We start from the raw sequence: 15,433 nt of genomic DNA, 5'->3' as shown, positions 1-15,433 counted from the left end.
CGTCCGAAATTCGCCTGTCCAACGGGAAGCCGACTACTCTTCTTCTTCCTCTTGCACTTTCGACTTCTCGATGATTTCCTTCTGGACGTTGCCGGGCACGACGTCGTAGTGGCTGAACTCTAGGGTGTAGCTCCCCTGCCCTCCCGTGATGCTCGACAGAGCCCGACCGTATGTGATCACCTCGGCGAGCGGCACTTCCGCGGAGATGGTCTGGAAATTACCTCCCGCCGAAGTCATACCCAACACCCGGCCGCGGCGTCCCGACATGTCGCTGTTGATGTCGCCGACCTTGTCGCTGGGAATGGTGACTTCGATTTTGACGATAGGCTCCAAAAGGGCGGGTTTGGCCTGTTGGAAAACGTTGCGGAACGCCATGGAGCCTGCCGTCTTGAAGGCCTGCTCGGAACTGTCCACGGGATGGTGCTTGCCGAAGAAGACCTCCACGCACACGTCCTGGACGGGATACCCGGCAATGACGCCCTTGGTGATTCGCTCCAAGAAGCCTTTCTCAACCGCGGGCATGAAGTTGCTGGGGATCGTCCCCCCGACGATCGAATCGATCCACAGGAAGTTGGATTCCTCGTGGTAGTGAACCTCTTTCATTTCGGGGAAGCGGTCCTTGGTGGCGAACTCCTCCACCTTGGTGCCGCGGGGAAAGGGCTGCATGCGGATGTGCACTTCGCCGAACTGTCCTCGGCCGCCCGTCTGCTTTTTGTGCCGATACATGCCTTCGGCTTTGGCTTGGATCGTTTCGCGGTACGGGATTTTCGGTTCCTTGACGTCCACCTCCACCTTATCGCGACGTTTGAGCCGTTCCCGGAGCAATTGCAGGTGAAGCTCGCTCATGCCGGAGATGACCAATTCCTTGGTCTGCGGATCACGGTCCAGGCGGCAGGTGGGATCCTCTTGGCAGATCTTGGCCAGGGCGCCCGAAAGCTTTTGCTCGTCGCCGCGACTCTTGGGCGTGATGGCGAGGCTGGTCATTGGAGTGGGGAATTCGATCGCCGGCATCGCGTATTCGCCGATGGTCGAACCGGTCCGGAGCTCCTCGACCTTGGCCACGGCTACGATTTCGCCCGGTCCGGCTTCCTCGATAGGCGCGGTCTCGGAGGCTTGGACTCGGAACAGTTGCGTGATCTTGACTCCCTTGCGCTCGCCCGCCATGGGAACCGTGCTGTTGCTCTTCAGCGTTCCGGAAAAGACCCGCAGGAAGCTCAGCTTTTGTACGAAAGGGTCGACTCGCGTCTTGAAAACCTGCGCGACGAGCGGCCCGTTGGGATCGGCTGACAACTCGACTTCTTCGCCGTTGTCCAGTCGCTTGGCCTTGCGCACGATCGTATTGGGAGCCAGTCCGCACAGTCGCAGTCCGTCCAGCAGTTCCTTCAGCCCGATCCCACTTTTCGCGGAGACGCACAGAATGGGAATGACGGTCCCCTCGGCGACCGATCGGCTCATAAGCCGGGCAATTTCATCCTCGCTCGGCATTTGGCCCTCGAAGTATCGATTCAAAACCTCTTCGTCGGCCACGACGATGGATTCCATGAGGGCTTGGCTGAGCGAGGTCGGGTCCACCACGGCGCCGGCGATGTTTTGTTCGGCGTTGAGAACGGAGGCCACGCCCGAGAACGAGGCGCCCAAGCCGATCGGTACGTTGATCAGCATGCAGCGGTCGCCGAACGCCTCCTTGATTTGGCCTAGTACGCCTTCGAAGTCAACGTTTTCCGCGTCCAGTTTATTCAGGATGATAACACGCCCGATTCCGGCCTTTTCCGCCTCGTTGAATACCCGGCGCGTGTTGACTTCGATACCCGACTGCGCGCTGATGACGATCGCCGCGGTATCCGCCCCGCGCATTGCACCGATGGTTTGACCGATGAAATCGGGGTAGCCCGGCGTGTCGAAGAGATGAAATCGGTATCCTTCGTAGTCGCAGTAGGCGACCTTGGCTTCAACAGTGTAGCGGTGCGACTTTTCCTCTTCGTCGAAGTCGCAAATGCTGGTGCCGTCATCGACGTTGGCGGGTCGAGTGACCATTCCCGTGAATCCCAAGATTCGGTCCACCAACGTCGTTTTGCCGACGGAACCATGCCCGCAAAGCGCCACATTGCGAATCTTGTCTACAGGAAACATCGTCATCGAACCGTCCTTAATGGGTTAGTTAAACTAACGTGTTGAGTTGAAAGTCTTCGACCGCGACCGACGTTATCCGCGCCGACAGGCCGACGAACGCACGGGGTCGGACGCGATTCCATCACGCGGCCACCTCCGTTTCGAACTTCATCGCCTCGTTCAACGAAACGCGGCCTTCGTAAAGTGCCCTGCCGATGATACACCCGGCAAGGCCGGCCTCGGCCAAATCGCGAACGTCCTCGATACGTGAGACGCCCCCCGACGCGATGACGGGTACGCGAACCGCCCTCTGAATAGCGGCGGTTGCGTCCACGTTGGGGCCGGTCAGCATGCCGTCCCGGCTGATATCCGTGTAGACGATGCCGGCGATGGGGTCGTCTTGAAATTGGGCCGCGAACTCGGTGGCACGCTGCGTCGAGGTCTGTTGCCAGCCATCGGTGGCCAGTCGTCCCTCCCGTGCGTCCAAGCCCAGAACCAACCTGCCGGGGAATAACCGCGCCATCGCTCGGAACCAGTCGGGATCTTTGATCGCGACGGTACCGACGACCAACCGCTCCACGCCAAGGTCCAATAACCTGCGGATCGTCTCCTCGGTTCGCACGCCCCCGCCCAGTTGTATGGTGACGGTAACCGCGCTGCGGATTCGACGCACCGCTTCGAGGTTTGCTAAGCTTCCTTCGCGGGCGGCATCCAAATCTACTAAGTGGAGGCGTTTGGCGCCGTAAGATACCCATCGGCGGGCCATTTCCGCGGGATCATCGCCGAAAACGGTCTCCCGTTCGTAGTCCCCCTGCCGAAGACGTACGCATCTCCCCCCTCGTAGGTCGATCGCGGGCCAGATTTGCACGACGCGAGTCCTCGCCGGTGCCAACACGGGTCAGTAAACCCTGTAATATGACACAGCTAGGACTTTCGTTCAAGATGCCGGACTGCTTCGTGCCGCGGGCAAGACGGGACCCGCGTTGCCAATTACAGTTGTGACGGCTTGAGGCCGCGCTGCTTTTGGAAGTGGACCGAAAGAAACCGCCGGGTTAATCCATGCCGGCGTGCGGCAAGGCTTTCAAACACCGAGAGCGACGAAATTCTCGATGATCTTCAGTCCTAGAGCTTGGCTCTTTTCAGGATGGAATTGCACGGCGAACAATTTGTCCTGGCGCACCATGGAACAAAAGCGAATACCGTATTCCGTGGTCCCGGCAATGATCTCGGTATCCCGCGGCACGACATAATAGGAATGAACGAAAAAGAAGTACTTCTCGTCGGCGATTCCACGAAAGAGGGGATTCGGACACTCCAGTCGGACTTGGTTCCAGCCCATGTGAGGAACCGCCAACTCCTTCGGTAGATCGAAACGCACAACCTCCCCGCGAAGGATGCCCAAACCTTTGTGTTGGCCGTTCTCGTAGCTGGTCTCAAAAAGCAATTGCAGACCCAGACATATGCCGAGAAAGGGCTTGCCGGCCTCGATGGTCTTGAGAATCGGCTTCACCATCCTTCGCCGTTCCAATTCGGTCATGGCATCGCCGAACGCGCCCACGCCGGGGAGGATCACCTTGCTTGCTTGGGCGACTACGTCGGGGTCATCCGTGATCAACGCCTCCGAACCGCAGCGTTCGACGGCTTTTTGCACGCTGCGCAAGTTGCCCATGCCGTAATCGACGATCACAATCATGTTCCCGCTTCCTTCGGATTACGTCCGCCCGTGCTCTGAGGTGGTCCTAAGGCTTGCCTCATTATAGCGCCTTACGAACGCCAATTCATTGCCGCGGAATTAGCGGTGAAGAAGGGCTACACCCAGGCTCAACGCCGGAGGTGCGAGGCTTCGCGCTTGGTCCTCGGCAAGACGGAATTTCCCCACCCCTGGTTCGCATAGGAACCGTCAAGACTTAGGCTCCGGCTTCCCCAAAGCGGCCTCCAATCGATCGTACGAGTTGCGCTCGAGCGGATGCAGAGCATCGCGAGAGAATCCCATGGCAAAGGCTTCTTCGAACGCTTTCTTGGCGGCGGAGGTCTGCTTGAGCGCCAACAGGGCTTGGGCTTGCCGGAAATAAAGCAGGCCCGTGGGTTGATCGGAAATGGCTTCGTTCACGATCCGCAGGGCCTCTTGCGGGTTTTCCCGGGCCATTAGGATGATAGCCTTGGAATCGAGGACATTGGCAACCGGGCCCGCGATGGCCAGCGCCTGATCGATGCATTGTAAAGCCCTGTCCAGATTCTTGCGGCCAAGGGCCGAGATCACAGCCAAGTTGTTCAAGGCCAAGAGGTTGCGCGGATCGCGGCGCAACACCTCTTCATAAAGGGCGGCGGCCTCGTCCACCCGGCCTTGCAGGCCGTAGAAGTCGGCCAGCGTGAGCAGGAGGCCTTGCGGTCGTTCCAGCTTTTCCAGGGCTTCGAGGATCACGGCCTCCAAATCGGCGGCGCGGGACTTGTCTTCGTAAACGCGCGATAGCAAGACGGTTGCAGCGGCGGTCATGATGTTGGGATCGCTTTCGGCCCAGTGCCGGCGAAACAGCTCGAGCGCTTCGTCGGCTCTACCCCGCCGCGCTAAGAAAGCCGACAATAGCAACGTCGCTTGGGGGTACTTTTCGACGAAGTCACGATAAACCGATTCGACCTCGGCAAGGAATCGGTCCGCCGACTCTTGCCGTCCTTTGCGGCGGAGCACTTGGGCCAAGCCCTCCAAGGCATCGCCCACGACGGCGCGCCGCAGTTGCAGCAGCCTTTCGGAACCGTCGGCGCTTGGCGTTTCCGCGGTCTTGGCGTCGTCGGCGGTTTGAGCGCCCGAAGCATCGCCGCCCGTTTCGGAGCCTTTTTCCGATGCTGCATCCGCGGCGTCGACATTATCGGCGGGAGCCTGTTCGGCGTAGGTCTTCAATAGGTTCAAAGCTGCGTCGTCTTGCCCCTGTTCGACCAGGAGTCGGGCACGCAGCGAAACCGTGGAAAACGCATCCGGGGCGAGGGTTTCCAGGCGGCGTTGCCAGACCTCCGCTTCGGAGTAATCCTCCTGTTGAATCAGGAACGAGACGAATCTTTGCACATAGCGAGGTTCATTTCCATGAGAGGCGAGTAAGGATCGCATGTGCCGGGCGGCGTTGACGACGTCACCGTCGGCCATGTAAAGCTGGGCCAACACGAAGCGATCATCGGGCGTCACTTGGGGAGATTCCGCGATCAACCGCTCCAGTATCTCGCGGGCTTTGTTTCGCTCACGCCGCAGCGGGTGAGAACTGAGGAGCAAGGCCTCCGCGCGGGCGTCCTGAATCGTGCCGACACCGCCGGTTCGATTCTGTTGCATCAGCGAGAGACCCTTTTGAAGGTTCTCGTACCCGCCGCGATTGGCCAGAAGCAGCGCCATGGCGCGGCGTCCCCAAGCCACGTCCTCTTGTTTGGCCGGCACCTCGCCGCCCGTTAGACGACTGATTTGCGTGACCGCCGATTCCGTTCGCCCGGTTCGCAGGTAGAACTCCGCCACTTGCCGGATAACTTGCGGATCGGAAGGGGAAGTGGTTAGGGCCTCTTGGTAGTAGCGTTCGGCTTCGTCCAAGTTTTGCAAGGTCTCGTAGCACTGACCCAACGCCAAGGGGGCCAAACCGCCTTCCAAAGCAGCGCGAGTTTCTTCGATTACCGCCTCAGCCTTTTCCTTTTGCCCCGAGCGCGCGTAGAACTGCATCAACGCCACCCAGGCCTCGGGCGTCTTGGGGGAAAGTTCCACGGCCTTGCGAAATTCGGCTTCCGCAAGCTTCAAAGTGCGGTCGACGTCGGCGGATTGGCCGGAGGTTTGGGCGCGATTGGCCAAAACGCTCAGCACGGTGCCGTACCATGCATGATCGCGATAGTCCGAACTGTTTTCGGCGGCGCGACGCGCCATATCGAGAGCGCGGTCGTAGTTTTCCAATTGAAGATTGATGGTGGATGCCAATCGATCCACGTCCGCGGAAAGCGGCACTTGGCGTTCCTCCATGGAACGGACGATCCGGTCCGCCTCCAGGAATCGTTGTTGCTTGTACAGCAAGGGTATCACGCGACGAATGGTCGTCAGATCGCGATCGCCGAGTTCGACGGCGCCGAGATAGGCGTTCAGCGCGGCGGGTTCGTCGCCCAACTGTTCGTAAATGATGCCTCGGAGCGACTGAAGACGGGCCCAGTTGGGGCGCTGCGCTGCCGCCTGGTCGAGGTGGCCGAGCGCCGACCGCAAGGCCGCGCGGTCCTCGCCTTTGGATTTGAGGAAGAGGTACACCGCCCTGCCGTAATTCCAGAGCGGCCCGCGCCCTTCGATCTTCGCGATCTCGTCGAGGACCGGTTCGACCGTTTGGTAGTCCTGTGCCCGAATCGCCAAATCGAACAGCAACAAGCGAACACGAAGGGAATTGGGAGCAAGAGACGAGAGTTCACGACAAAATCGCTTCGCCAATTCGATGCGATCGGCCTGGATGGCGTAGACCGTCAGGGAGTTGAGCAGACGCTGCCGCTCCGCCGCTGGAAGCGATTCTCCTTGGGCCGCGATCTCCGATAGACCCGCGTCCAGTTGTTCGGGGGCGGCGTCCGTACCGACGAGAAAGCGGGCCTTGGCCGACAGCACCCCCGCCGTCGTTCCGAATTTTTGCTCCGCCTCTTGAAGGAGTTGCTCTGCCTTGGAGGCGTCACCGCCACGGTAAGCCAACGCCGTGAGCGTCAGCACAAGGTCGAGGGAGTCCGGCGCGTTTTTTCGCGCGTCTTCGAGGGTCTTCTCCGCCTCGGCGTTGTCACCGTCCGCCGCCGCGATCTCGGCTCGCAGGATGGCGGTATCGGGCGAATTCGGGACTTGCTTATCCACCGCGTCCAATACTTGACGGACTTCCGTCCAATCACGCTCCGAACGCGAGCGCGCCAGGTTTTGCAACACCAATAGCCTGGCAAAGTCGAGCAGGCCGGAGGTGCTCAACTGATTCATTTGTACCAAAGTTCGGTATTCGGCGACCGCTTCATCGACGCGACCCAATTCGGTGAACGCCGCCGCTCGGCCCAAACGTGCTTGCGGCCAAAGCGGATCCTGATTGACGGCTTTGGCGTACGACGCAAAGCTTTGGTCGAAATTACCCAACTGGCCGTAGCACACGCCTAGCCAAAAATCGACCTGTTTCAGGAGATCCGGTTGCTCGACCAAACTGGTTCGAGCCTGCTCCAGCGTCTGAACGGCCTCGTACCACTGACCTTTTTGGGCCAAGAGTCTGCCCCGCAAGTATCGCACGCGAGGCGGATCGTAGGCACTTTTGGTCAGAGCCTCCACGCGGGCCTCAGCCGAGTCCGCACGACCGACGTCCAATTCCAAGCTCGCAAGCGTCCAAAGCAACCGATCCCGGTCTCGCGGCTTGACTTTAGTAATACTCTCTTCCAGTATCTTGATGGCCGCGTCGATGCCGTCCAGTCGCAGGCTCGCATTGGCCAAGAGTGCATGAGCGTCGGCGTTATCCGGTTCGATTTGCAATATGCGTTCCGCCCATTGCTTGCATTCGTCGGCTTTGTCCAATCGCAGGGCGGTATCCGCCGCCAAAAGCAAGGTCTGGACGTCTTGCGGCGATTGCTCAGCCGATTGAGAAACCAATTCGTAGGCCTTGGCGTAGTCCTTCAGTTCGTAGAAGTAAACGGCGGCGGCGTATTTGGCGGTCGGCGATTCCGGGACGGCCTTCAGTAGACGATCGATCCAGGCGTCGCCCTCCTCGGGCCGCTTGAGGTCGTACCGCGTTATCGCAGCGGCCAGGAGATAGGCGTCCTCCAAGGCGGCGTCTTTTTCGATCGCCTGCTGGAGCACCGAAAGAGCACGCTCAGGCTGCCGAAGGCCTCGCAGACATCGGGCCCACTTGGCGAGCAGGTCGGCATCCTCGGGAAACTCCTTCAGTAAGTACTGTTCCAGGTGCTCCTGGGCGTCGCGAAACCTTCCCATCCGCAGCAAGATATCGACCAGCAATCGCCGCGAGTCGCTCCGCGACGGATCCCGGCGCAAAACGCTCTCCAAGCGGAAAAAGGCTGCTCCGTAGGCCTTGGCATCGACGAGCAGCGATCCCAGACGGGCCGCCGCCTCCGTGTCCGTCGGGACGAATTCCACGTACCACTGCAAGTTACGAATGGCATCCGGCACCTTGCCTTCGGCCTGGGCTTGCAGTGCGCGATCGTAAAAGAAGCGGGCGTTGCGCCGAACCTGGAATCTCTGGAGGAAATAAACGGCAATTCCCAGAAGTATTAGCGAAACCGTAAAGATGACAACGAATCGCCGATTGACGGTTCTCATGCTTTACCCCATTCAATTGGAAGTCGAATCTTGTGCCCCACTTCTGCCCGAAACCCTATCTTCGTACGCCGCAGATTCATAAAAATCCCATGGGATTTGAGGTCGGTCGATACCGCGAGGCCGAGCGGGTTTTTCGACGGACTGCGGTTGTTGCCTTCATGGCCTAAGACGCGCCGCTTTGGATGCAAACGTGCATCGGGTCCAAACCCCCGAAAGCGTGTGATGCTTTTCCGCCACGGAGACGTCCGTTGCCGGGAATCGCACCCGTCCTAGTTTTGAAGGAATACATGTTTACGGCTGAGGTTCCGCGCTCAGACCGGAGGTGCGGTCAAACATCTATTTTATCTTGAATGCACTCGACCCCCAAATTTTGCCCCCATGATATGCCAATGCATTCCCCATGAAGTGGGGTGTCGGTGTGTTTTAAATTCCATGCCGGTTCAAAGATTCGGCAGGATGGGGCGGATCAATTCCAAAAATGCGCTCTGAAGCTGGGAGGTCGCCGCCGCCACGTAGGGCGTGCGCTCTTGTTGCAGATTCAAGGCTTCGCCATCCGGAGCGGTGATCACGCCGCCCGCCTCGCGAAGAAGGACGGCGCCGGCAGCCACATCCCAAGGTTTTGTGGTGAAGGCCCAGGCCAAATCGTGTCTTCCGGCGGCCAGGTAAGCCAGATTCAGGGCGGCGGAGCCTGTTCTCCGCAAAGATTGGCAATGCTCCGCTGAGGCCGTCATGACGGCGATGTCGACCGAATCTCGTGATATCCGGGCGGGCAGGCCGACGGATACCAAAGCGTCGGACAAGTCCCGACATCGGCTCGCTCGGATAGGTCGACCGTTGAGGAATGCCCCTCCCCCGGTCGTCGCCCAGAATAACTCTCCCAGCGAAGGATCCAAAATCACCCCCACCGCCAACGAGCCGTCGATCTCAAGAGCCAACGATACCGAGAAGAACGGAATTTGGTGGACATAGTTCGTCGTGCCGTCCAGCGGATCGAGAATCCAGACATAAGAAGCTGACTGCGGGCGGGAGGCCAGCGTCCCCTCCTCGCAAAGAAAACGGTGGTTAGGAAACTGATCCGAAAGTCTGCCGACGATTGCTTCTTGGCAGGCCAAGTCGGCTTCGGTAACGAAATCGGCGTAACCCTTTTCGCGGACGACGGCGGTTCCCAACTTTTCGAGCAAGATTTCGCCGCCTCGCCATGCGGCTTCTTTCGCGGCCTCCAAGTATTCGCTTAATGCTGAGTCCATAAAGGGTTCTTCCGTCGAATGTTGAGAAATCGGGCGGCGGCAGTCTTTTCTCGGAAGCAGCTTGTGGGGGAAAAGACGCTCTTTCCCGAGGTCGGGCCAATCAATGGAATTCTGGATTATACCACGGTGCACGGGCTGGGCGCTAGCCGGCATTGAAGCGACGCTCGAACGCAAGGATGCCGCGCTTCGGCGATTAATCTGAGCTCAGGTGGTAGGAACCGCGCGGTGTCATGAAGCGGATCCCGCGGGGCAACAATCTTAGAAGACTATTCCCAAGAATCCGGATGTCGGAGTCCGCAAAACAAGTCTTGCGAAAAGTCTCTTGGCAATTCACGGATCTTGGATTGCCGCGCGCCGGGGATTGCGCGCTCTTGTCGGCGGCGGAGCGTCGGCGCCCTTTTCCGGGGTATGCGGTGTGGGCATGGGGGCGTGAATCTCGGCCTGCCAGGCTCGCAATCGAGCCATCAACTCGGCGGTTTTTTGCGGTTGTTGCTCCGCGAGATCATGCCTTTCGCCGATATCTTCCCGCAGATTGTACAACTCAATGCGACCGTCTTCGAAGAATTGAAGAAGCTTCCAGTCCCCCTGTCGTATCGCCCCCAAAGGGGTGGCGCGCCACGTTCCTTTGCCTGCGCCCAAGTAACCGGGAAAGTGCCAGAATATCGCACGATCCTTCAGAGCTTCCCCGCTTTGTCCTGTGAGAATGCATGCGTAGCTAACGCCGTCCAATGGATAGTCGTCGGGCGGAGTGCCGCCGGCCAAATCGAGCAGCGTAGGGAACAGGTCGACGCTACAAATCGGGACGTCGCACTCTTTCCCGGCGGGAACCGTCCCAGGTCGCCGAAAAATGTACGGGACCCGGATTCCGCCTTCATACAGCATTCCTTTTCCGCCTCGCAGTGGGGCGTTGTCGGTGATGTCGGTGCCTCCGATGCCTTCGCGTGCATAGCCTCCCACGCCTCCGTTGTCGCTGGTGAATATCACGAGCGTGTTTTCGGCGAGATGAAGCTCATCGAGCGTCGCCAGAACCCGCCCCACGCTCTCGTCCACGCTCGCGATCATGGCGGCGTAGACCGGGTCGTGATGGCCGTCCGCGGCAGGAAGACCTTGGAACTTCCGTATCCATTCCGCCTTTGCCTCCCAGGGTGAATGCACGGCGAAATGGTGGAGACACAAAAAGAACGGCTCCTGACGGTGGCGGCGAATGAAGTCGGTCGCTTTGTCGGTCAGAAAGTCAGCCAGATAGGTGCCCTCGGGATATTCCGTTTTCGGGTTGGTGTTGAAGTTGAAATGTTTTCCCATGCTGACGACGGACTCGTCGAATCCTCTTGCCAGGGGGTGATGCTCAGCATCCTCGCCCAAGTGCCACTTGCCGAACAGTCCCGTCACGTAGCCGCACGCTTTCATGGCTTGGCCCAACGTCACCTTGTTCGTGGGCAGTTTCTCGACGTTGTCCACCGGGCGAAGTGATCGCGTACGCCATGGGAACCGTTCGATGCTACCGACGGTGTAGACGCCGGTCCGCGGGCCGTATTGGCCCGACATCATCGCGGCCCGAGTGGGTTGGCAATTCGGTCCGCAGGTGTATCCGCTTGTGAAACGCAACCCCTCGGCCGCCATGCGGTCGATGTTGGGGGTTTGATAGTAGCGACTGCCGTAACAACCCAGATCCGTGTAGCCCAAGTCGTCCGCCAAGATGAGGATCACATTGGGTTTCCCCGGTTGCTCGGCGGAGGAGATCGCGGATTTCCCAGCGGATGGCGGGCAAAGCCCAATCGTGGTGACGGCCGTGAGAACAAGGATGCGTTTGTAGATTCGCAGGAGCATGGAAAACCTCGCGATTGGATTACCTATTGGACGTCTCGAATCAGCTTTAGGATTGGAACCTTCATCATGGGCGAAGCTCCACCGTGACCGATTCGATGCGACCGGAAAACGCGTTGTCGACGCCGTAATCGCCCACCAAGCCGCCGTCGTCAAACCCAACCTCTAAGCCGTCTTGCGGCATGACGTCGAGCGGGGAAATACCATCCCGTTCGCCCAACACCTCTCCGTTCCACCGCAAGGTGACTCGCCCGTTACGCTCCCAATCCACCGTGATCTCGCCTGCACCGGTGTAGGAGACTTCGGATGCGGGCGCAACCACCGTCGCCTTGCCGCCTTTTCGAACGGCGAAGCGGGGTCGCCCTTCCGTGAAATACAAGGCGTAGCCCTGAGACGACCCGCCTTGAGCCAGGACAACGCCTTGCCCCATTTTCGATATTCGAGCCACGATGCGGACCCCTGTCCCGACGACGTTGGGGGCTTCGTTCCTGGGCAACGTATCGCCGTGCCGCAAATTGAAAGATCGTTTCTCGGAGAGCTGCTCTTTCGGTGCGCGCCATGCACCCAGGGGCAAGACGTCCGCTCGTTCCGCCCAAGCATCCCACGCTGCGGATAATTGGTTCACGATTTCCGGATGTTCACCGGCCAAGTCGTGCATTTCGGTACGATCGGCCTCCATGTCGTACAGTTCCCACGGTCGGTTTTCCTTGGCGACGAGTTTCCACTTTCCGTCGCGGACCGCCCGGTTGCCTTCGTGCTCCCAGAAGATAGGCGACTTCCGGTCCAACTTCTCGCCTCGCAGCAACGGGACGAGGCTGACTCCCTCCATAGGCTTGATTTTCTCGCCTTGGAATTCCGCGGGATATGCGCCGCCCGCCAGTTCGACGCAGGTGGGCATCAGGTCGATGAGATGCGCCGGTTGCGCTTCGAGGCGACCCGGTCGGGCGATTCCCTCGGGCCAATGAACGATCAGCGGCGTCGAGATTCCGCCCTCGTGAACGAAGTGCTTGTATTCTCGAAACGGCGTGTTGGAGACGTTGGCCCAATTGATACCGTAAGAGATGTAGGTATCCTCGGGACCCGGCATGATGTTGGGGCCCGTCAAGGTGGGAACACCCGCCCTATTTTGAGAGGGGCGCCCTTGCGTGCGAATGGCCTCCGGGGGGATGGGCGGCATGGTGGAAGCGACCGGGCGTCTCCACTCCCCGGTTCTACCGATGGCCTCCTGGCAACCCCCATTGTCTTGAAGATAGAAAAACACGGTCCTTTCGGACTGTCCCGTCGCGTTGAGAGCCTCCATGATTCGACCGATGCCTTGATCCATGCTGTCGATTTGAGCGGCGTAAACCTCCATGCAACGGGATTCCCATTCCTTGTGTTCCACACTATCCCAATCGCCGGTCTGGGGGCTTAAATCCCAATCGCCGTCGATCAGTCCCATTGCCTTCAAGCGTTCGAACCTTGCATTGCGAATCGCCGCGTAACCCGCGTCATATTTACCGCGGTATTTGGCGATATCTTTTTCCAACGCGTGAAGCGGCCAGTGTGCCGCGGTATAGGCGACGTAGAGAAAGAACGGTTGCTCCGGATGCGTCGCGACATGTTCGCGGATGAGGCGGTCGGCGTGGTCCGAGATGGCGTGGGTGTAATAGTAGGTTTCCGGTTGATATTGCGGGTCCGCCATGGGAGAGATCATGGTATCGTCTCGGACCAGAGTCCCCGGATCGAAATAGCTGCCCGCTCCGGTAATCGTGCCGTAGAATCGCATGAAACCCCTTTGCAGGGGCCAATTGTCCTTGGGTCCCTCAGGCTGAATGTATTTGGTGACGTGCCATTTCCCGACTATGTAGGTGGCGTAGCCCGCTTGCCGCAAGACCTCTGCGATGGTCACGGAACGGCGATTCAAATCTCCTCGATAGCCTTCGTACCCGCGATCCGTCATCATCCAGCCTATACCCGCCTGGTGCGGATAAAGCCCAGTCAGTAACGACGCCCGAGTCGGGCAGCATCGCCCGGTGTTATAGAACTGCGTAAAACGAATTCCTCGACTTCCCAAACGATCGAGATTCGGCGTTTGGATTTCACCGCCGTAACACCCAATGTCGGAAAAGCCGATGTCGTCGGCCAGAACGATGATGATGTTGGGGCGGGTGGGCGAAGCAACGGCGCCGGGTGAATACACCCAAATTGATAGGACGAAGATCAGCAGCGCCGGGATGGACGAAACGGCGCCGATTCTGAAGGGGCTGGCTGATCGGGAAGTCATGGTGAGGCTCGAATTTGGGGAAAGAAACGTGGCGATTGGGGAGCCGAACTCGTCGTCGAAAGCGGTTTTGCCCGCGCCGTGTCGAAGTGGTATTTACGGCCCCGCCCACAAGCGACCGATCAGCTCGACCGTACGATCCACGAGCATTTGGCCCCCCTCCGGACCGACGAGGGTGCTTTGGGGTACGGCGCTGTATCCGCCGCCGCGCACGGCATTTTCGGTGGGTAGATAGCCGCCGGAGTACGCGCCCGCCCCGGCGAGTTGAACCACAAACGTTTGGACCGCCGGACTGCGAGCTTTCATTCGCAGGCCGTATTCTGCGAACAATTCAAACGGGTTGAAGGCCACCGCGACGTCGCCAATCCTCAAGACGTGCAACTCCATCTTGAAGTTGTCCTCGATGCCCGCCTGCTGTCGTTCGAAGCGAAAAACCACCCTTTGGTGCCAGAGGAAACTCCAGCGTTGCGCCGGATCGTCGGCGACCTTTTCCATCGCCGTGCGGGCGGCATCGGCCTCTTCCGCCGTGATGATGCGATACGGCAGAACCAATTCCTCCACAGCGTGGCGAAAGGGCACGTCGTTCCGCACGTCGCGTGCAGCAACTTCGTAAGCCTCGCGAAAGGCGTGCACAATCCGTCGTCCCAGTTCCTCCAGTCGCGAGGTACCGCGCAACTTGTAAAGCCGCTCGTCGGCTGCCTTTTCGTACATCGCATGAGGGCTAACATCGCCGGCGGCGCCGATCCAGCCGAGGATCACGACCTGATCACCGAATTCTTGGCGGATCGTCTGTCGAACGGGATGCCAATAATCCGCGTGAATGACCGAAAGGGATTCCATCTCTTGGGCGGGGCACGCGACATCGATCGCCGCGGCGATCAAGCGATCCTCCATATCCCAGAAGAAAAGGACGTCCACCGTATGCTCCTCGCGGGCCTCCAAGCCGCGAAATTGCTCCGCCTGCGTGCTGCCGTACATTTGGGCTGAACCGTCGGCATAGACTGCGCGGCGATTCTGTCCCACTGCGGCGTGGCCCTGCCCCCAGCCCACCTTGGCGGGACGCCGGGCTTGCCAAGCTTGTGCCGTGGCTTCTGCGAGCCGATCCGATAGGAACTGTACGTATTCGTGCGGTTGCATGACCCCTTCGGTCGGAATGTCGTATTTTCCCTCACCGGTGACCGGCGCCGTGTGCGTGTGCGTCGCAGTGATGACGATTCGATCGGACGCGATATCGGGGATTCGAGACGTGATCTTTTCTCTCACCGCCGCGAGCACGTCGGGATGAATGTGGACCAAGTCGCAGGAGATGAGTACGGCTTGTTCCCGGGCTTGTCCCTCTTCCGCGGCTTCGATAATGACAACGCCGGCGGTGAGGGGAGTGGCCGCCTCCCGAGCAATCCTCACGTGCATTTGTCCGTCGAGGGCCGTCGGTCGGTCCGGCGTGATGTCGATTTGGGCCGATCCGACGCGAAGCTGAGCGGCACTCAAAACGCTCGGGAAGACCATGGGAACAATCAAGAACAACGCCGGCACCAATCGGCGGCGATATAACATGGAGTTTTGTCTCCTTTGCCCGCGCGATGTCCCCCTTGCAGTTCCAATTTGGGAACTGCGACTCGCCCGAATTCTAGCCGGGTGCGATAGCGCATGCAATCAGATCAGTTTCAAGATCGGGCGGCCAAAAAGCGATCAAGGGCGAGCCCG

At 59.5% G+C, this 15,433-nt stretch carries 8 protein-coding genes; all 8 read right to left on the bottom strand.

From position 1 onward, the window contains the following. Nucleotides 1-33 precede the first annotated feature (33 nt). The 8 genes from ACYQ6J_RS01010 to ACYQ6J_RS00975 all read right to left on the bottom strand — a co-directional run bounded on the left by ACYQ6J_RS01010 (nucleotide 34) and on the right by ACYQ6J_RS00975 (nucleotide 15,283). Nucleotides 34-2,136 carry an elongation factor G gene (locus ACYQ6J_RS01010; RefSeq protein WP_460182328.1) on the bottom strand — a complete coding sequence of 701 codons (2,103 nt, stop codon included), beginning with the start codon at nucleotides 2,134-2,136 and terminating at the stop codon, nucleotides 34-36. A 115-nt stretch (nucleotides 2,137-2,251) separates the two neighbouring features. Next, nucleotides 2,252-2,977, bottom strand: coding sequence for a 1-(5-phosphoribosyl)-5-[(5-phosphoribosylamino)methylideneamino]imidazole-4-carboxamide isomerase (gene hisA, locus ACYQ6J_RS01005; protein ID WP_460182327.1), 726 nt, complete (start codon nucleotides 2,975-2,977; stop codon nucleotides 2,252-2,254). Between the two features lie 213 nt (nucleotides 2,978-3,190). Further along, nucleotides 3,191-3,802: an imidazole glycerol phosphate synthase subunit HisH gene (hisH, locus tag ACYQ6J_RS01000; protein ID WP_460182326.1), complete on the bottom strand. Its 612-nt coding sequence runs from the start codon at nucleotides 3,800-3,802 to the stop codon at nucleotides 3,191-3,193. Between the two features lie 207 nt (nucleotides 3,803-4,009). After that, entirely contained in the window at nucleotides 4,010-8,395 is a 4,386-nt protein-coding gene (locus ACYQ6J_RS00995) for a tetratricopeptide repeat protein (protein ID WP_460182325.1), read from the bottom strand. Nucleotides 8,396-8,835: 440 nt separating this feature from the next. Continuing rightward, complete coding sequence (locus ACYQ6J_RS00990) at nucleotides 8,836-9,642, bottom strand: inositol monophosphatase family protein (RefSeq protein ID WP_460182324.1); 807 nt, start codon at nucleotides 9,640-9,642, stop codon at nucleotides 8,836-8,838. A gap of 330 nt (nucleotides 9,643-9,972) precedes the next feature. Continuing rightward, a complete protein-coding gene (locus ACYQ6J_RS00985) occupies nucleotides 9,973-11,469 on the bottom strand; it encodes a sulfatase (protein ID WP_460182323.1) in 1,497 nt (498 codons plus the stop codon). 64 nt (nucleotides 11,470-11,533) lie between these two features. Then, nucleotides 11,534-13,732, bottom strand: a complete 2,199-nt coding sequence (locus ACYQ6J_RS00980; protein WP_460182322.1) for an arylsulfatase — start codon at nucleotides 13,730-13,732, stop codon at nucleotides 11,534-11,536. A 93-nt stretch (nucleotides 13,733-13,825) separates the two neighbouring features. After that, nucleotides 13,826-15,283, bottom strand: a complete 1,458-nt coding sequence (locus tag ACYQ6J_RS00975; RefSeq protein ID WP_460182321.1) for a hypothetical protein — start codon at nucleotides 15,281-15,283, stop codon at nucleotides 13,826-13,828. Between the last annotated feature and the right edge of the window lie 150 nt (nucleotides 15,284-15,433).

The organism is Thermopirellula anaerolimosa (assembly GCF_054657335.1).
Note: the sequence above shows the minus strand (reverse complement) of the source record. Positions and strands in the feature narration are given on the sequence as shown.

Coding starts and splice junctions, on each gene's coding strand:
- ACYQ6J_RS01010 (WP_460182328.1), bottom strand. CDS start 2,136: ATGACGATGTTTCCTGTAGACAAGATTCGCAATGTGGCGCTTTGCGGG.
- hisH (WP_460182326.1), bottom strand. CDS start 3,802: ATGATTGTGATCGTCGATTACGGCATGGGCAACTTGCGCAGCGTGCAA.
- ACYQ6J_RS00995 (WP_460182325.1), bottom strand. CDS start 8,395: ATGAGAACCGTCAATCGGCGATTCGTTGTCATCTTTACGGTTTCGCTA.
- ACYQ6J_RS00990 (WP_460182324.1), bottom strand. CDS start 9,642: ATGGACTCAGCATTAAGCGAATACTTGGAGGCCGCGAAAGAAGCCGCA.
- ACYQ6J_RS00985 (WP_460182323.1), bottom strand. CDS start 11,469: ATGCTCCTGCGAATCTACAAACGCATCCTTGTTCTCACGGCCGTCACC.
- ACYQ6J_RS00980 (WP_460182322.1), bottom strand. CDS start 13,732: ATGACTTCCCGATCAGCCAGCCCCTTCAGAATCGGCGCCGTTTCGTCC.
- ACYQ6J_RS00975 (WP_460182321.1), bottom strand. CDS start 15,283: ATGTTATATCGCCGCCGATTGGTGCCGGCGTTGTTCTTGATTGTTCCC.